This window comes from Pseudoalteromonas denitrificans DSM 6059 (genome assembly GCF_900112265.1).
Classification (GTDB): domain Bacteria; phylum Pseudomonadota; class Gammaproteobacteria; order Enterobacterales; family Alteromonadaceae; genus Pseudoalteromonas; species Pseudoalteromonas denitrificans.
On record NZ_FOLO01000001.1, the window covers coordinates 191487 to 209143 of the forward strand.

The following is a 17657-nucleotide window of genomic DNA, read 5'->3' on the forward strand; positions in this document are numbered from 1 at the left end:
TAAAAAAAAACAATTTGCTGTCATAAAAAAGTAACTCATTAAAAATAGACTAAACTTTAGAGGAAAGCATAAAAACTATAGCGCTAAAAAAGGAAATCATTTATGGGAAAAAATTTAACGATTGATCATAAAATGTATGTACTTGATACCAATGTTTTACTTCATGAACCACTTGCTTTTTTATCCTTCCAAGAACACGACGTTATTATCCCAATGACAGTATTAGAAGAACTGGATCATATTAAAGATAGGAAAAAAGATGTTAGTCGTGATGCGCGTGTTGCTATTCGTGCATTAGATGATGTGCTTAGAGATGCGACACCTGAGCAAATGTTGGAGGGTGTCAATTTACCTATGGTGAGTAATGAGGAAAGTCAGCAAGTAGGAAAATTAACAATAGTCAATGACCATTTATATGAAGAAACAGTCTCCGGTTTACCCGGTAATGAAAATGATCACAGAATTATTAATTGCGCTGTTTATTTACAAAAAAAATACCTACAAGAAAAAGTTGTATTAGTGACAAAAGATATCAATATGCGCTTAAAAGCAAAAGGTGCTGGTTTAGAGTATGTTGAAGACTATAGAACTGACCAATTAATAGATGATATTAGTTTGCTTAGTAGTGGTTACAAGCGTTTAGATGGTGATTTTTGGCAACAAGTTAAAGAATGTGATAGTGAACAAGTGGGAAGGGAAATACATCATACAATTCCACGAGATTTAGTACAGGATGTATTTATTAATGAATATTTATTAGATGAGGGAGGGCATTTTGCAGCAAGAGTTGAAAGCTTTGATGATCAGCACATTAAATTATTAGATTTAGGTGTTGAGCGTTTAATGTCGAGAATGGCATGGGGGATAAAACCTAAAAATGTTTATCAGTCTATGGCACTACAAGCTTTATTAGATCCAAATATTGAACTCGTAATTTTAACGGGTCCTGCAGGATGTGGTAAAACGCTATTAGCTTTGGCATGTGCCCTTGAATTGGTGATAGAGCAAGGTATGTACGATAAGGTTATTGTGACTAGAAATACACCGGAAATAGCTGAATCTATAGGTTATTTACCGGGAACAGAAGAAGAAAAAATGGCTCCTTGGTTAGCGGCAATTACAGATTCATTAGAAGTATTACATAAAGGTGATGAGAATCCGATTTCAAGCCGTAACTATATAATGGAAAAGGCTAATATTCAGTTTAAAAGTATTAACTTTATGCGAGGCCGTAGCATTCAAAATGCAATTGTTATTTTAGATGAAAGTCAAAATTTAACGGCTTCACAACTTAAAACAATTATTACACGTTGTGGGGAGGGAACTAAGTTAATTTGTTCAGGTAATTTAGCTCAAATTGATAGTAACTATTTAACGGCTGTGACGTCTGGTTTAACTTATCTAGTTGAAAGATTTAAAAACTTTGAAGGCAGTGCAACGGTTAATTTAAATGGTGTTGTAAGAAGTCGTTTAGCCTCCTTTGCAGAAGAAAACTTATAAATATAAAATACTAAATAACATTCAAATTAAAAGTTGAGTGTTATTTTTTTAGTTTGTTTTTCCATTGGATAAGTAATTTATCATAACGACCATCATTCATAATTACCTCTCTTGCCTGATCAAACTGTTTAATAATTTTGTCTGCGGTTTGAAAGTTAAAGGCGTAATGTAAAGTATAATCGTGTTCAGGTACTGGCATTTTATACACAGTTTTAATGTGTTTAGCCAATTCTATATTTTCATCAAAGTAGAGCTTGAAATAACCCTGATACCCGGCCACTAAGTCAGCTCTACCTTGCAGCATGAGTTGAATAGATTGCTCCCAATTAGATGCTTGTAAAATATGTTTTTTTGGCCAATTGTACTTATCGAGTAACATCTCTGTTAAAGCATCATTACGTGTAGAACTCATATTAAACTTTTTTAAGTCTGAAAGTGCTTCGATGTCTAGATTGTTATCTTTAAGGGCTAAAAATGTGATTTGAAAATCATTTTTATTGCTCCAAGGATCAATGCCATTTTTAAATACAGGACCGACCCACTTAAATTGCTTTTCTCTTTTTTTTGTTTTTCTAATACTAAAAATAAGGGTATTGGGCTTTGTAATAGCCATTTTGTATGCTCTCACCCAAGGTAGTACTAATATTTGATTGTTTAATTGCGCTTGTTCAAAAATAAGGTTAGTCAAGTCAATTAAAAAACCATCAAACTGCCCTGATTCTAAAATAATTGAATTGGGGGGGTAATCTTCGGTGACAGCAAGGATTTTGGGGAAATCATTTGCTACAAGATGTAAGGAAGTGAGGCATAGTGTGGTGATAAGCAATGTCATAAAACTCCATTTATTTTTGCTCATATTTTGTTCCATAAATTATTTGTTCTATTACTATACCTTAATTTTAGTAATCCATGACCTGTTGTTTTTTTATTTGTAAATGTCTTATTTTTGCTTGCTGCATTGAAATTAAACTTTGGTATTTTCTTTTTATTTGATCTAATTCGACGTTTAATTGCATCATATTTGTTGCGTTTAATTGACTTGAAACCTGTTTCTTTTTGATTACGCTTATTTTTTTAGAAAGTTGTCGGTTATAGGATTTCACTGTTTTTTCAGTCTGTTTTATTTTGTCAATATACTGTTGTTTTTTACTAAAGCGATCAATATTGATATCGTTTTGATTTGCATATTTTGTTTGTTTTATAGGCCCTGAATTTTTAACTTTAGAGTTTAACTGTTGAGAAATCTCCTTTTTAAACTGTGCAATTTTTCGTTTTGCTGTATAAATTTTATTTTTGTACTTTTTATTAATACTCAATACTGCTTGTTGTTTTGCAATTTTTATTTGATGTTTATCCATTTTTTGTTTTTGTGCTGCTGAAACTTCCTTTTCAATATTATATAAATCAGATGCTTTTTGTTGATTTAGAAAATGAATTCGTTTTTGTAAAATCTCTATATCGCGATTAAGTTCGTTTATTTTTACATAACCAACCATATTTTTAATGCTATTGCCGTAACTTGTATGAGAGTTATGTTTTAAAACAGGGGGAGGTGTTAAGTCTATTTCTTCTGATTCATTACCGCAGGGATTTTCACTAAACATGACAGTTCCTTTGACTTCACATTTATAAATTGCAGCCAAGCTTGTATCGCTTGAAAATAAAATAACTAAGAAAATAACCAAGCCTATTTTCATACGTAATTCAAACTACTTTTAACTGAATACCGTAACTTATAGCTTAGCAGTTGAAATTTTTATTGCAGAATTTTACTACATAGGAGTAAAAATAAAGCCCCTTATAAGGGGCTTTTTAAAATAGTTATTAGCCTATTTTTTTGTATTTTATACGTTTAGGTTCTGCGGCTTGTGCGCCAAAAGTCTTCTTAAGCCAAGCTTCGTATTCAGTATAATTACCTTCGTAGAAGTTGATTTGACCTTCATCACGGTAATCAAGAATATGTGTTGCGATGCGATCTAAGAACCAACGGTCATGTGAAATACACATAACACAACCAGGGAATTCTAATATTGCATTTTCGAGTGCACGTAAAGTTTCGATATCTAAATCATTGGTTGGCTCATCTAGAAGAATGAAGTTACCGCCAGCCTTAAGCAATTTAGCTAAATGTAAACGGTTACGTTCACCACCGGATAAATCTTTAACAAATTTTTGTTGATCGTTACCCTTAAAATTAAAGCGACTGACATAAGCGCGGCTTGGAATTTCAAAGTTGCCAATTTTTAAGATATCTTGACCGTCTGATAATTCTTGGTAAACCGTTTTAGTGCCGTCTAAGTCATCACGGAATTGATCAACCGTTGCTAACTGAACTGTTTCACCTAAAACGATATTACCAGAGTCTGCTTGCTCGTCTTGATTTAGCATTCTAAACAAAGTTGATTTACCTGCACCATTGGCACCGATAATACCCACAATAGCACCTTTAGGCACTGTAAAACTTAAATCATCAATTAATAAACGATCGCCGTAGCTCTTTTTCAAGTTTGATACTTCAAGTACTTTATCACCTAAACGTGGACCCGCTGGAATAAACAGCTCATTGGTTTCATTTCGTTTTTGGTAATCGGACTGTTGCATTTCAGTAAAGTTAGCCATACGCGCTTTAGATTTTGCTTGGCGACCTTTAGGGTTTGAGCGTACCCATTCAAGTTCTTGAGCGATAGATTTTTGACGTGCTTTTTCAGATTTTGCTTCTTGCTGTAAACGGGCATCTTTTTGCTCAAGCCAAGAAGAATAGTTACCTTCCCACGGAATACCTTCACCACGGTCAAGCTCTAAAATCCAACCCGCTACGTTATCAAGGAAATATCTATCATGGGTGATAGCCACTACAGTGCCTTCATAGTCATGCAAGAATTTCTCTAACCAAGCAACTGATTCTGCATCAAGGTGGTTAGTTGGTTCATCAAGGAGCAACATGTCTGGTTTTTCTAATAATAAACGACAGATCGCAACACGACGACGTTCACCACCAGAAAGTACAGAGATTTTTGCATCCCATTCAGGTAAGCGTAATGCATCAGCAGCACGCTCTAATGCATTATCTAAATTATGACCGTCACCAGCTTGGATGATTGCTTCAAGCTCACCTTGCTCTTTTGCTAAGGCATCAAAGTCAGCACCTTCTGCAGCATATTCGTTATATACTTCATCAAGGCGTGTTAGTGCATTTTTAACATCACTTACGGCTTCTTCAACGACTTCACGTACGGTTTTATTTTCATCAAGTTTAGGTTCTTGCGGTAAGTAACCTATTTTTGTATCAGGGAATGCATTTGCATCGCCTTCAAACTCTTTATCAACGCCCGCCATAATGCGCAAAAGGGTAGATTTACCCGCGCCGTTTAGACCTAAAACGCCAATTTTTGCACCTGGAAAAAATGACAAAGAAATATCTTTTAAAATAGTACGTTTTGGTGGCACGACTTTACTGACGCGGTGCATTGAAAAAATAAACTTATCTGGTAATGGCATTACAAGACCTTTTTATTGGAGAAAATAAATATTGCGATATTTTAGATTAATATGGCCTTTTTAAGCAAATATCAAGTTAGGTACTTCAATTAGCTGTGAACATTTTATTTTTGGTTTAGATAGAGCATCTCATCTATATTTAATTGATAGATAGGTATTGGTACTATGGAGGCATTGTGAAATGTGCAAAGCGGTTAATAGCGCTAGGGTTTATAATGTGTAATGCTTGTTTTGCTGAAGGTGTTATTCGCGCAGGTGATTATTTATTTCTTAATGCACATTTAATCAAGTGTACTTCAGCGTCTAAATTCTTAATTGATTATGCTGAAGTTTCGCAAGCGGGTGAAGTGGTGTTTTTTGATGATATTGAAAATGATAGTGGTATCAAGCTCAAAGTTCTAGGAAGCACAATAGAAAATATTGAAAAGAGGTTAGCACTTGAGTTTAGTAAAAGAATTGGCTATCGGCCACAGACATTTAGCATCAATATAGTGAAAGCTAACAATACAAAACGGCAAGCCAGTTTACTTTTGCTTTTAGTTAATCATAACAAAGTAAAATGTGACGTTCATTATTTGACACACCCAAGTGAAGCGCTGATTGCTAAAGTTGCGTTTTCTTCTTTTCTTTATGTCGAAAAATAAAAAACCTCGGAAATAAAAGTTATTCCCAAGGTTTTTGTTGTAATTGTATTTTAAAAATTAATTACAGTGCGAAGGTTTACTTAAGCTATATATATTAGTTAATGCACTTTGTAAACTGCTTAATTGATCACAATCTATGCCTGAGTTATTGTGTAAAGATAAAGTACGTAATTCAGTTAAATTTAATAATGGAGATACGTCAGTTATCTGGTTAGTCTTTAACTCTAAGTTGCCTAGTTTTATTAAACTTGATAACGGTGTTACATCACTTATTTGATTACTTTCTAACTTTAAGTCGCCTAGTTTTATTAAACTTGATAACGGTGTTACATCACTTATTTGATTATTTCCTAACTCTAAGTAGGTTAAGTTAGTTAAGCTAGATAAAGGCGTTAAATTAGAAATATCATTGTAAGAAAAATTTAGATAGGTTAAATTAGTTAATTGCTCTATACCACTTAAGTCTGCAATATTATCCCAGCGGCATGATAAAGTAATTATTTTATCGATATCATAAGAGCGATATGCAACACAAGCTAATAACTTATCATCATTAAATAATGACTTATCTATTGGTGTATTAACGCACTGGTAAACGGAATGATTTATTTCAGTATTCGTTAAATTGCTTTTTAACTCATCTAGTTGGCTACATAAAATTCTACGGTTGTCTTGCAAATCAAGTTTTAATAAATTAGTTAAACTATTTAAGCCACTGATATCTTCAAGTGACGACATGCTTCCTAGGTATAGCTCTTTTAATTTATTTAAATCAGTTAAAGCTGTAATACTTTCAAGGCTGTCAGCGTTATATAAATTCAAATATTCTAAACTCTTTAATGTTGTAAGCGCGCTGATATCAGTTAATTGGCTTAAATAATTAGCTTCTAAATAGTTTAATTTTGTTAATGTTTCTAACCCTGAAAAAGAGGTTAATTGATTATTTTCAGCTAAAGTTAACTTTGTTAAATTAATTGCCGAGGTTAATTCATTTAGGGAAACGAGTTTATTGCTTGTTAAATCTAATTCAGTTAAGTTTGTCAGGTTAGAGAAGTCAAATAAATGTTTAAGATTAGCACGGGTAAGTTTTAAGTTTTTTAATTGATTTAAATTTGCTAATGCCTCAACATTTGATAGCCTATTATCACTGGCATTCAGCGTTTCTAAATTAATTAAACTTGCCAATGGTGAAAGAATTATTTCACCATTATTTAAATCACTTATATTAAGGTTAATCAAATTAACTAAGTTAACTAAAGGCGAAAGATCATCTAAGTTTTGATTATCCGCTAAGTTTAATTCAACTAAATTCGTTAAGCCTTTTAAAGGGCTGATATCACCTAATCGGCTATTATTACTCACATCTAAAGTTTTAAGGTTAGTTAAGTTCGTAATACTAGCGATACTTGCTGTGTTTATGTTAGATATTAATAAGTCTTCTAGTTGAATAAAATTTTCTAAAGTTACTAAATTAGTTATTTTACGACCACTAATATTGAGTTCCTTTAATTGTACTAGCTTGATGAGAGGGTTTAGATCGAAGCTTTTTTCTTGATAATTAGAAGAGCTTTTACTTAAATTGAGTTTTTGTAAATTCACTAAACTGTTTAAAGGCGAAAAGTCTTCAACTGTGCTTGATGATAAGTTTAATTCTACTAATTGGGTTAATTGATTTAAAGCGGATAAATCTTTTATTTCATTATTTTTACCAATATTTAAAACTGTCAATTTTGGCAAGTTAGATAAAAAACTTAATGAATCAAATCCAGAGTAAAGGCTTTCAAGCTGTAGATGAGTTAATGTTTCAAAGGTTTTAAGTTTTGAAATATTACTTAGTTTTAAATTATTTAAATTGAGTTGCTCAAGTTTTTCCAACTTAGTTAAAGTATCAAGATTAAGATAATTATAATAACTATCTGAAGAACGATATGATTCTAAATTGAGTGACCTTAGAGAGGGCAACTGAGCTAGTAATGTAGCTAAACTTTCTTGGTTGATTTTATTATTTGCTAAATTAAGTGATTCTAATTTGGTTAAAGAAGTCAGTGTTGCGACATCTTCAATGTTGTTATTTGATAAATTAACTGATGTAAGTTGCGTAAAATCTTTAAGTGCGCTGACATCTGTTAATTCAGCATTGGTAATATTGACTTCTTTTAATAAAGGAAAGTTATCGAGTTCAGATAAAGATTCAAACTTAATATTGTCACAGGTAATAGCGTTAAGGCCTAAATCTTGGGTGTTTTGTTGCAGACAAGTTGCTAGCCCTTTATCTGCAATACTTGTATATTCAATTTCACCATAGGCTGTGACCTTTACAGTTAACTCAGCTGTTGATACATTATTTGAATTATCTGTTGCTGTTAAAGTAAATAATAATGTTTCATCACTGGTTACTTCTGGTGCAATAAAGGATAAGGTTTCTGTATTAGCAGAAAACTCTGTAATTTGAGTACCTTCAGTTTGCTGCCATAAATAACTGCTAATTGTACCGTCCGCATCAGATACATTTGCAGTATACGAAAAAGCTTCTCTTTCTGAAACTGTTGCTACAGGAATTGTTGCAACAACAGGGGCTTTATTTGCAGTTACATCTAGGTTAAGCGTGGTAGTTGTTGATGCATTTTTATTGTCAGTAACCGTTAGTGTAAAAGATATCGTTTCATCAGCAATAATATCTGGGACTGAAAAAGAAAGCGTTTCAGAGTCAGCGATTAAATCTATAACTTCAGTTCCAGCTGTTTGTTGCCATAAGTAGCTTGTAATAGTGCCATCGCTGTCTTGTGCTTCAGCTGTTAAAGTAAAAGTACTTTGCTCAACAATAGTCTGGTTGTCCATATTTGCAATCACTGGTGCTGTGTTTACTGGTTCGACTGGTTTTGAACCACCCCCGCTGCCACCACACGCACTTAATAAAAGGCTTAACAAAGCAACTTTGATAGGGGTATAACTTGATTTAATACTCATTGAATAACTCCATTATATACAAATTAACTCATTCAGCCCCAGAACAGGTATGCAGGGTTGAATTTTGCGCATTGTATAGAGTAATTACATTAAATCAATTCATTTAAAAGTATGGTGTTATTTTTGTTTGGTATGTGATTGGTCTTTGATGATATTGAACTTTACATAATGTTTTTTAATTTATATCTAGTTAACATAAATATTACTTATATTTATAATAAGAAAACATCATATCAAAAGTACTGTGAAATTTTTTCAATCCCTGTTTAAATATACTCAACTTAACCCCTTGTGTTGGCTATGGGCAAATGCGCTAATTATGCGTACAATAGCGCCTTAAAATTCGTACATACTCGCACTTTACCATCTTTTAGGAGATACCATGTTAGAACGTAGCATGAACATTGCTGATTTTGATTCAGAGTTATTTGATGCCATTCAACAAGAAACGGCGCGTCAAGAAGAGCATATTGAACTAATTGCATCTGAGAATTACTGTAGCCCGCGAGTTCTTGAAGCGCAAGGCTCTCAATTAACTAATAAATATGCTGAAGGCTATCCGGGTAAACGTTACTACGGTGGTTGTGAGCATGTTGATGTTGTTGAACAATTAGCGATAGATCGTGCTAACGAATTATTTGGTTCAGAGTACGCAAACGTACAACCACATGCTGGTTCTCAAGCAAATGCAGCTGTTTTCTTAGCTTTATTAGAAGCGGGCGATACTGTATTAGGTATGAGCCTTGCTCACGGTGGTCACTTAACTCACGGTTCTCATGTTAGTTTCTCTGGTAAATTATATAATGCAGTTCAGTACGGGCTAAATGAAGCAACTGGCGAAATTGATTACGCACAAGTTGAAGCATTAGCATTAGAGCACAAACCAAAAATGATCATTGGTGGTTTTTCAGCTTATTCAGGTATTGTCGATTGGGCTAAATTCCGTGAAATTGCTGACAAAGTAGGTGCATATTTATTTGTAGATATGGCTCACGTTGCTGGTCTTATTGCTGCTGGTGTTTACCCTAACCCAGTTAAACATGCTCATGTTGTCACTACGACAACGCATAAAACATTAGCTGGTCCACGCGGCGGTTTAATCATCTCTGCATGTGGTGATGAAGCTATCTACAAAAAATTAAACAGTGCTGTTTTTCCAGGTGGTCAAGGTGGACCTTTATGTCACATCATCGCTGCTAAAGCTGTTGCATTTAAAGAAGCTTTACAACCTGAGTTCAAAACTTACCAAACACAAGTTGTTAAAAATGCACAGGCTATGGTTGCAGTTTTACAAGAACGTGGTTACAAAGTTGTTTCTGGTAAAACTGAAAACCACCTATTCTTATTAGACCTTATTGATAAAGATATCACAGGTAAAGATGCTGATGCAGCTTTAGGCAATGCAAATATTACAGTTAATAAAAATTCAGTACCTAACGACCCACGTTCACCGTTTGTGACTTCTGGTTTACGTATCGGTTCTCCTGCAATCACACGTCGTGGTTTTAAAGAAGCAGAATCTAAAGAACTTGCTGGTTGGATCTGTGACGTTTTAGATAATATCGAAGACGTTACTGTACAAGCGGGTGTAAAAGAAAAAGTTAAAGCGATTTGTGCAAAACTGCCTGTTTATGCATAAATTTGGCTTCGCCATTTATTGAAAGCCATTTTATGGCAATAGATAATATGTGAAAAAAGACCACTAAATGTGGTCTTTTTTTATATTTAAAGCATGATAGGTTTAGGGGTGTTTTTTGTTGAAATAGGCAATTGGGGTAATACTATTTTTGGTTGTTCTCCTGTAAGTGTATTTAAAAACTTAGTGATTTTTGTTGATTCATCATCCGTTAATGTTTGACCTAATTGAATGTCAGCCATAATTGTAACAGCTTGCTTTAAATCCCAGATGGAACCATCGTGAAAATATGGGTAAGTAAGTGCTACATTTCTTAAACCGGGAACTTTAAATAAAAACTTATCACTTTCTTTACCTGTAATTGCTGCACGGCCAATATCTGCATTTTTAGTTTCAAAAGGTTTAACTAACCCCATCTTTTGGTACATAGTACCGCCTACTAACGGACCATGATGACAACTGGTACAGCCTTTTTGTTTAAATAAAGCATAACCTTCTTTTTCTATTTTATTTAATGCAGTTTCGTCACCTTGCAACCATAAATCAAAGGGGGCATTTGGTGTCCGTAAAGTTTTTTCAAATTCAGCGATAGCAGTTGCAATTTCATCAATCGAAATTTCATTACTATCAAATATTTGATTAAACATTTTTTTATATTGCGGAATTGAATTAATTGTATCGACAGCAAGCGTATGAGTGAAAGCCATTTCTTTTGGATTGTCAATTGGGCCAGATGCCTGAGCTTTTAGATTTTTTGCTCGACCATTCCAAAACTGAACAAAGTTTAGCTCGGCATTTAATACGGTTGGGGAGTTAATTGGTCCAATAGTCCATTGATGACCAATTGAACTTGCTAAATTATCAACACCTCCCGTTGCGAGGTTGTGGCATGAATTACAAGATATAGCGTTTGATTTTGATAATCTAGGGTCAAACCATAACTTTTTACCTAAATTGACTAAATCAGTGTTTAATCCGCTTGCGGGTTTAATAATTTTAATCGGTTCATTATTGATTCTGTTTGCAGCAGCGTTTAATGAAAATAAAGTTGAAATGGCGATGAATATTATATGCTTCATTTGTATTCCTTCATAATAATGGTGACGGAGTGATTTGTAATTAAATGAAGTACCATTAAGGGGTACTTTAATGATGAAGTACATTTAATTAAATAGATGGCTGTAATCGTAAAAATTGAATAGGTTTAAATTCAGATATGTGAAAGTGCAGTTTAAATAAGTTTTACCTATTAAAAACATACCTTAAATAAAGCATTTTGTTACAATGCGTTTTTAATCTCTTAATTCATTTTGTCGCATGGCGACCTTAAATAACTTTATTTGTATTAGTCGGAGAATTTTTATTATGCACTGTCCATTTTGTTCAGCAAAAGATACCAAGGTGATTGATTCTCGCTTGGTTGGTGGCGGTCATCAAGTTCGAAGGCGTCGAGAATGTAATGATTGTCATGAACGTTACACTACTTTTGAAACTGCTGAATTGGTCATGCCCAGGGTTATAAAACAAGATGGTAGCCGAGAACCCTTTCATGAAGATAAACTATTAAATGGACTACATCGTGCTCTTGAAAAGCGCCCTGTAAGTACAGAGCAAGTTGAAGATGTGGTACATAAAATAAAATCAAAATTACGAGAAACAGGTGAACGAGAAATATCAAGTCATTTAGTAGGGGAGTGCATTATGGATGCACTTAAGCAGCTAGATAAAGTCGCTTATGTCAGATTTGCATCTGTTTATCGTTCATTTGAAGATATTAAAGAGTTTGGTGAAGAAATCGCGCGTTTAGGCGAATAAATTTGTCAATTTCTTTATGTGGTTAAAATTTTGTTAGGAATAACATAGATGCAATTTACACAAGAAGACCGTGTTTATATGGCAAGAGCCATTGAACTTGCAAAAAAAGGGCGTTATACAACAACACCTAACCCTAATGTCGGCTGTGTCTTAGTTAAAAGTGGTGAAATTGTAGGTGAAGGTTTTCATCAAAAAGCAGGTCAAAGCCATGCTGAAGTTAATGCAATAGCCATGGCTGGAGAAAAAGCTAAAGGCGCAACAGCTTATGTGACTTTAGAGCCCTGTAGTCACTTTGGACTAACTCCCCCTTGTGCTGAGGGGTTAAAAAAAGCAGGTATTATAAAAGTGATATCGGCTATGGTGGATCCTAATCCTAAAGTAAGTGGAAAAGGTTTAGCAATATTAAATGAGGCGGGTGTTGAAACTGCGCATGGCTTATTAGAAAAAGAAGCGATTGATTTAAATCCTGGTTTTTTAACAAGAATGAAAACAGGAAAGCCTTTTGTTACTTGTAAACTCGCTTCTAGTCTTGACGGTAAAACAGCATTAAAAAATGGCCAAAGTAAATGGATCACAGGCTCTAAAGCCCGCCAAGATGTTCAAAATTTGAGAGCGCAAAATTGCGCAATATTAACGGGGGCAGATACTGTGATACTTGATAATGCAAAAATGAATGTGCGTTATGAAGAATTAATGAAGACAGAGTTTACAGAGTTAAATTTAAACTCAGACCAATTACGTCAACCTATTCGCATTGTAATTGACTCTCAAAATAGGCTTACACCAGATTTAGAATTTTTTAAAATTTCCAGCCCAATAATTATTTTAACTACTAAGCTTGATAAATCATCACAATGGCCACATTTTGTTACTCAGATGCTTGTGCCTGAACGGGATGGTAAAATAGACTTATCAGTTGCATTGACTAAGCTTGCTTCCCACAATATTAATAATCTTTTTTTAGAAGCCGGTCATACATTATCAGGTAAATTTTCAGAATTAGATTTAGTTGATCAATACATTTTTTATATCGCGCCAAAATTAATGGGTGATTGCAGCAAAGGGTTAGTTAATCTACCTGAATTTACAAATATGATGCAAGTTAATGAACTGACGTTTTTAGAAGTGACTATGATAGGTGAAGATATACGTATAATTGCCTCACCAAAAAAGACAAACTAAATAAAGGTAAAACATGTTTACAGGTATTATTGAAGCAACTGGGCATATTACAGCTTTGCTGAATAAAGGCGGAGATTTAGCCGTTACTATTTATACTGATTCACTTGACCTTAGTGACGTAAAGCTAGGTGATAGTATCGCTACAAATGGTGTATGTTTGACTGTTGTTGCATTGCAACAAAATAGTTTTAGTGCAGATGTTTCAAAAGAGACATTGGCATTAACTGGTTTTGTAAATTATAAAATAGGTCAAAAAGTAAACCTTGAAAAAGCATTAACGCCCAATTCAAGATTAGGTGGTCATTTAGTTTCGGGTCATATAGATGGTATTGCTAAAATTGTTGCTGTGGAACAAAACGCCAGAGCAATAGATTACTGGTTATCTGCGCCAACTCAGCTTTTAAAATATATTCCTTATAAAGGTTCAGTGTGTATCGATGGCATCAGCTTAACCGTTAATGCAGCGCCTGATGAAGAAACTGATAATCGTTTTAAATTAACCATAGTGCCTCATACAGCAGAACAAACAACCATTGCCGATTTTGAAGTAGGGACTTCGGTTAATTTAGAAGTAGATCAACTTGCAAGATATTTAGAAAGGTTGATTTTAGCACCAAAATTAGAACAAAATACGCCGCAAAGTGTGTCTGACAATGTATCGCTTGATCTATTAGCTCAAGCTGGCTTTATCAAATAAGAAAGAATTAGCGAGTAATAAATGAACCTTAACAGTGCAGCAGAAATAATCGAAGATATTCGTCTTGGTAAAATGGTTATCCTAATGGATGATGAAGACAGAGAAAATGAAGGCGATTTAATTATGGCATCGGAGCATATAAGTGCTGATGCAATTAATTTTATGGCCACCTATGGTCGAGGCTTAATTTGTTTAACGTTAACACAAGATCGTTGTGAACAACTTAAGTTACCTTTAATGGTAAGCCAGAATGGTGCCGCGTTTTCGACTAATTTCACTATGTCTATTGAAGCATCAAAAGGAGTAACAACCGGAATTTCTGCAGCCGACCGTGCGCGTACAGTACAGGCGGCAATTGCTAAAGGTGCTGTACCTGATGATATTGTACAGCCGGGTCATATCTTTCCAATTATGGCACAACCTGGTGGTGTTTTAACACGTGCAGGTCATACAGAAGCGGGTTGTGATATTGCGCGTTTAGCGGGTTGTGAACCATCTTCAGTGATTGTTGAAATATTAAATGCTGATGGCACTATGGCTCGCCGCCCAGATTTAGAAATTTTTGCTAAAGAGCATAATCTTAAAATTGGCACTATTGCCGATTTAATTGAATACAGAAACTTAAATGAAGCGACGATTGAGCGTGTTGCAAAATGTAAGTTACCAACTGAATATGGTGAGTTTGATCTGGTTACTTATCAGGATACAATCGATAATCAGCTGCATTATGTATTGCTTAATGGAGAAGTGAAACCAGAGGAATCCACATTGGTAAGAGTGCACTTACAAAGCACTTTTAACGATATATTACAATCTGATCGTGTCGCTGACCGTAGTTGGACATTAAATTCTGCAATGAAATATATTGCCAACGAAGGTGGTGCTTTAGTTATTTTAGGCCGCCAAGAATCCACTGATGAATTAACGGGCATTGTTAGAGCATTCGAAGCGCAAGATAATGGTGAGTCAGGTGTATTAAAAAAATTCCAAGGCACATCTCGCACAGTAGGTGTCGGTTCTCAAATTTTAGCTGATTTAGGCATTCATAAAATGCGATTAATGAGCTTACCTAAGAAGTATCACGCAATATCAGGTTTTGGTCTTGAAGTGGTTGAATATGTTGAACCACCAAAAGCTTAACTTTTTAGATTAAAATATAAATGGCTAATTTATTTACGGCCGTTTTTTTGTGTTACAATGCGCGCCAGATTATTTATCGCGCAAGCTATAAACCCAATTTCAGAGGTTATAAATGAAAATTATTGAAGGCAATATGCAGTGCCCAGGCAAAAAATTTGCCATTGTTATTTCTCGTTTTAATGATTTTATCGGAAGTAGTTTATTGCAAGGTGCGGTAGACGTATTAAAACGTACAGGTAATGTAAGTGATGACGATATCACTGTTATATATGTTCCTGGTGCTGTTGAGCTTCCATTAGCTGCGCAACGTGTTGCAGCTAAAAAAGAATATGATGCAATAATTGCATTAGGTGTTGTGATCCGAGGTGGCACACCACATTTTGATTTAGTGGCCGGTGAGTCAAACAAAGGCTTAGCACAAGTATCTCTAAACTATGATATTCCTGTTGCTTTTGGTGTATTAACAACAGAAAGCATAGAGCAAGCTATTGAACGTGCAGGTACTAAAATGGGTAATAAAGGTGGCGAAGCTGCTTTAGGTGCCCTTGAAATGGTTAATGTATTAGATAAAATTTAAGGATTCCTTGTGAAACCAGCTGCAAGACGTAAAGCGCGCGTATTAGCGTTGCAAGCAATTTATTCTTGGCAATTAAGCGGTAACGCAATTGCTACTATTGAACAACACATGCTTTTAGAAAATGATGTTACTAAAATGGATGTTGAGTACTTTAAAGACTTAGCTCGTGGTGTATCAGTACACTTTGCACAATTAGATGAGATTGTAGCACCGCACTTAGCGCGTCCTTTTGATGACTTAGATATGGTTGAAAAAGCAATTTTGCGATTATCTGCATATGAACTTAAATTCCGTGAAGATGTCCCATATAAAGTCGCTATCAATGAATCAATTGAGCTTGCGAAATTATTTGGCGCAGAAGATAGCCATAAATTTGTTAACGGTGTTTTAGATAAAGCCGTTAAAGATTTACGAGCTTAAACTTTGATAAATTAATTAAATTAAGGGAGCCGGCCACTGCCGGCTTTTTTGTGTATGGATGAATTTGAATTGATCAGCCGTTTTTTTAAAAATAACGGGATTACGCGTAAAGATGTTAATTTAGGTATAGGTGATGATGGTGCTGTAGTTACAATTCCTGATAATTGTCAGTTAGTTGTCACAACAGATACATTGGTGTCTGGTGTACATTTTTTTCCTGATATGGACCCTCGTGCTTTAGGTCATAGAGCACTCGCTGTAAATTTAAGTGATTTAGCTGCGATGGGAGCTGAACCTGCTTGGATCTCTTTAGCACTTACATTACCAAAAGCAGATATTCACTGGCTTGAAGAATTTACTGCTGGAATGCATGAAATTGCAGAATATTTTAATGTGCAGATTATAGGGGGTGATACAACTCAAGGGCCACTCACTATTAGTGTATGTGCAAAAGGCACTGTGCCCACAGGTAAAGCCTTGACTCGTTCAGGTGCTAAAAACGGCGATTGGATATATGTTTCAGGTCCATTAGGCGATTCAGGTGTCGCAATAGAGGCACAAAAAGGAAAGCATGAACTTACGCCTAGACACCTAGCTACAGTTAAAAAACGTTTTGAATACCCTAGTCCTCGCGTAGCTGCAGGTCAGGTTTTAAGAGGTTTAGCATCCGCTGCAATTGACATTTCTGATGGTTTATTGGCTGACTTACAGCATATTCTAGATTTATCAGGTGTAAGTGCGACTATAAATGTAGATAAAGTGCCAGTCTCTGATGTGTTAAAAGAAGCACTGACACCTGAAGAATACCTACCTTATGTATTGTCTTATGGTGATGACTATGAGCTATTGTTTACGGTTCCTGAAGATAATAAAGGTATGCTTGAAATTAATTTAAAACAATACGGTGTTGATGCAGTTTGCATAGGGCAGATTAAAGGCTCTGGAGGTGAAATTGAACTACTTAACAACGAAGCTAATTTTGAATTTAGAGCTAAAGGTTATAAACATTTTTCTTAAGGGCTGAGTGTGAGCACAAAAACAAAATTTAATTTAAAGCAACCTCATCAGTTTTTAGCGTTAGGATTTGGTTTAGGGTTAGCGCCCAAAGCTCCAGGTACATTTGGTACATTTGCTGCGCTACCTTTTATATTTTTAACGGCGCAATATGGTTTAGTGATACAGATAGCAACAGCTTTGTTAATAAGCATTATTGGTATATGGTTGTGTGGAAAAACGGCTGATGATGTGGGTGTGCATGATCATGGCGCCATCGTATGGGATGAAGTTGCGGGCTATTATATCACTATGATAGGTGCCGTTATTAATTGGCAAACTTTATTAGTTGGCTTTTTATTATTTCGATTTTTTGATATTGCAAAGCCCGGACCGATAAAGTGGCTTGATAAAAAGGTCTCGGGTGGCTTTGGCATTATGATCGATGACGTATTAGCGGGTATTTTTTCTCTAATTTGTTTACAAGCTTTAATTTCAACTGGTTATTTAGTATAAGTTAGAGATAAAAATTAATAATCCGAAAATCAAAACCTATTTTATCTACAGTTGATTTATTGGGTACTCAAT

Annotated in this window: 16 protein-coding genes; 11 read left to right on the forward strand and 5 right to left on the reverse strand. The window is 34.8% G+C overall.

Annotated elements, in window-relative coordinates:
* Positions 1–102: 102 nt before the first annotated feature.
* Positions 103–1500: a PhoH family protein gene (locus BM088_RS00710; RefSeq protein WP_091978828.1), complete on the forward strand. Its 1398-nt coding sequence runs from the start codon at positions 103–105 to the stop codon at positions 1498–1500.
* 40 nt (positions 1501–1540) lie between these two features.
* Here the strand turns inward: BM088_RS00710 and BM088_RS00715 are convergent, their stop codons facing one another.
* The 3 genes from BM088_RS00715 to ettA form a co-directional block, all read right to left on the reverse strand.
* The gene (locus BM088_RS00715; RefSeq protein WP_177207905.1) at positions 1541–2356 is read right to left on the reverse strand and encodes a substrate-binding periplasmic protein; all 816 of its coding nucleotides are present in this window, start codon (positions 2354–2356) and stop codon (positions 1541–1543) included.
* Positions 2357–2399: 43 nt separating this feature from the next.
* Complete coding sequence (locus tag BM088_RS00720) at positions 2400–3197, reverse strand: DUF4124 domain-containing protein (protein WP_091978832.1); 798 nt, start codon at positions 3195–3197, stop codon at positions 2400–2402.
* A gap of 127 nt (positions 3198–3324) precedes the next feature.
* Complete coding sequence (gene ettA, locus BM088_RS00725) at positions 3325–4998, reverse strand: energy-dependent translational throttle protein EttA (protein ID WP_091978834.1); 1674 nt, start codon at positions 4996–4998, stop codon at positions 3325–3327.
* 215 nt (positions 4999–5213) lie between these two features.
* On the opposite strand from ettA, the gene BM088_RS00730 reads away from it, so the two are divergent.
* Positions 5214–5642: a hypothetical protein gene (locus BM088_RS00730; protein WP_091978836.1), complete on the forward strand. Its 429-nt coding sequence runs from the start codon at positions 5214–5216 to the stop codon at positions 5640–5642.
* Between the two features lie 57 nt (positions 5643–5699).
* Here the strand turns inward: BM088_RS00730 and BM088_RS00735 are convergent, their stop codons facing one another.
* Positions 5700–8609, reverse strand: coding sequence for a leucine-rich repeat domain-containing protein (locus BM088_RS00735; RefSeq protein WP_091978838.1), 2910 nt, complete (start codon positions 8607–8609; stop codon positions 5700–5702).
* A gap of 382 nt (positions 8610–8991) precedes the next feature.
* Between BM088_RS00735 and glyA the strand changes: the two genes are divergently transcribed.
* A complete protein-coding gene (glyA, locus tag BM088_RS00740) occupies positions 8992–10248 on the forward strand; it encodes a serine hydroxymethyltransferase (RefSeq protein WP_091978840.1) in 1257 nt (418 codons plus the stop codon).
* An 86-nt stretch (positions 10249–10334) separates the two neighbouring features.
* On the opposite strand, the gene BM088_RS00745 is transcribed toward glyA, so the two are convergent.
* Positions 10335–11324, reverse strand: coding sequence for a cytochrome-c peroxidase (locus BM088_RS00745; RefSeq protein WP_091978842.1), 990 nt, complete (start codon positions 11322–11324; stop codon positions 10335–10337).
* Positions 11325–11610: 286 nt separating this feature from the next.
* Here BM088_RS00745 and nrdR point away from each other — a divergent pair, with 286 nt between their 5' ends.
* The 8 genes from nrdR to BM088_RS00785 all read left to right on the forward strand — a co-directional run bounded on the left by nrdR (position 11611) and on the right by BM088_RS00785 (position 17585).
* The gene (gene nrdR / locus BM088_RS00750; RefSeq protein WP_091978844.1) at positions 11611–12060 is read left to right on the forward strand and encodes a transcriptional regulator NrdR; all 450 of its coding nucleotides are present in this window, start codon (positions 11611–11613) and stop codon (positions 12058–12060) included.
* Between the two features lie 48 nt (positions 12061–12108).
* Positions 12109–13242 (forward strand): bifunctional diaminohydroxyphosphoribosylaminopyrimidine deaminase/5-amino-6-(5-phosphoribosylamino)uracil reductase RibD, encoded by a 1134-nt coding sequence (gene ribD / locus BM088_RS00755; RefSeq protein WP_091978846.1) that lies wholly within the window; start codon positions 12109–12111, stop codon positions 13240–13242.
* A 13-nt stretch (positions 13243–13255) separates the two neighbouring features.
* Positions 13256–13939, forward strand: coding sequence for a riboflavin synthase (locus tag BM088_RS00760; RefSeq protein ID WP_091978848.1), 684 nt, complete (start codon positions 13256–13258; stop codon positions 13937–13939).
* Positions 13940–13960: 21 nt separating this feature from the next.
* Positions 13961–15079: a bifunctional 3,4-dihydroxy-2-butanone-4-phosphate synthase/GTP cyclohydrolase II gene (gene ribBA, locus BM088_RS00765; RefSeq protein WP_091978850.1), complete on the forward strand. Its 1119-nt coding sequence runs from the start codon at positions 13961–13963 to the stop codon at positions 15077–15079.
* 112 nt (positions 15080–15191) lie between these two features.
* Positions 15192–15656: a 6,7-dimethyl-8-ribityllumazine synthase gene (gene ribH / locus BM088_RS00770; protein WP_091978852.1), complete on the forward strand. Its 465-nt coding sequence runs from the start codon at positions 15192–15194 to the stop codon at positions 15654–15656.
* A gap of 9 nt (positions 15657–15665) precedes the next feature.
* Complete coding sequence (nusB, locus tag BM088_RS00775) at positions 15666–16076, forward strand: transcription antitermination factor NusB (protein WP_091978854.1); 411 nt, start codon at positions 15666–15668, stop codon at positions 16074–16076.
* 54 nt (positions 16077–16130) lie between these two features.
* Positions 16131–17093, forward strand: coding sequence for a thiamine-phosphate kinase (thiL, locus tag BM088_RS00780; RefSeq protein ID WP_091978856.1), 963 nt, complete (start codon positions 16131–16133; stop codon positions 17091–17093).
* A 9-nt stretch (positions 17094–17102) separates the two neighbouring features.
* The gene (locus tag BM088_RS00785) at positions 17103–17585 is read left to right on the forward strand and encodes a phosphatidylglycerophosphatase A family protein (protein ID WP_091978858.1); all 483 of its coding nucleotides are present in this window, start codon (positions 17103–17105) and stop codon (positions 17583–17585) included.
* The last annotated feature ends 72 nt before the right edge of the window (positions 17586–17657 follow it).

Bases quoted from the DNA above. Each gene is read 5' to 3' on its own strand.
- BM088_RS00710 (WP_091978828.1), top strand. From the start codon at position 103: ATGGGAAAAAATTTAACGATTGATCATAAAATGTATGTACTTGATACC.
- BM088_RS00715 (WP_177207905.1), bottom strand. From the start codon at position 2,356: ATGAGCAAAAATAAATGGAGTTTTATGACATTGCTTATCACCACACTA.
- BM088_RS00720 (WP_091978832.1), bottom strand. From the start codon at position 3,197: ATGAAAATAGGCTTGGTTATTTTCTTAGTTATTTTATTTTCAAGCGAT.
- ettA (WP_091978834.1), bottom strand. From the start codon at position 4,998: ATGCCATTACCAGATAAGTTTATTTTTTCAATGCACCGCGTCAGTAAA.
- BM088_RS00730 (WP_091978836.1), top strand. From the start codon at position 5,214: ATGTGTAATGCTTGTTTTGCTGAAGGTGTTATTCGCGCAGGTGATTAT.
- BM088_RS00735 (WP_091978838.1), bottom strand. From the start codon at position 8,609: ATGAGTATTAAATCAAGTTATACCCCTATCAAAGTTGCTTTGTTAAGC.
- glyA (WP_091978840.1), top strand. From the start codon at position 8,992: ATGTTAGAACGTAGCATGAACATTGCTGATTTTGATTCAGAGTTATTT.
- BM088_RS00745 (WP_091978842.1), bottom strand. From the start codon at position 11,324: ATGAAGCATATAATATTCATCGCCATTTCAACTTTATTTTCATTAAAC.
- nrdR (WP_091978844.1), top strand. From the start codon at position 11,611: ATGCACTGTCCATTTTGTTCAGCAAAAGATACCAAGGTGATTGATTCT.
- ribD (WP_091978846.1), top strand. From the start codon at position 12,109: ATGCAATTTACACAAGAAGACCGTGTTTATATGGCAAGAGCCATTGAA.
- BM088_RS00760 (WP_091978848.1), top strand. From the start codon at position 13,256: ATGTTTACAGGTATTATTGAAGCAACTGGGCATATTACAGCTTTGCTG.
- ribBA (WP_091978850.1), top strand. From the start codon at position 13,961: ATGAACCTTAACAGTGCAGCAGAAATAATCGAAGATATTCGTCTTGGT.
- ribH (WP_091978852.1), top strand. From the start codon at position 15,192: ATGAAAATTATTGAAGGCAATATGCAGTGCCCAGGCAAAAAATTTGCC.
- thiL (WP_091978856.1), top strand. From the start codon at position 16,131: ATGGATGAATTTGAATTGATCAGCCGTTTTTTTAAAAATAACGGGATT.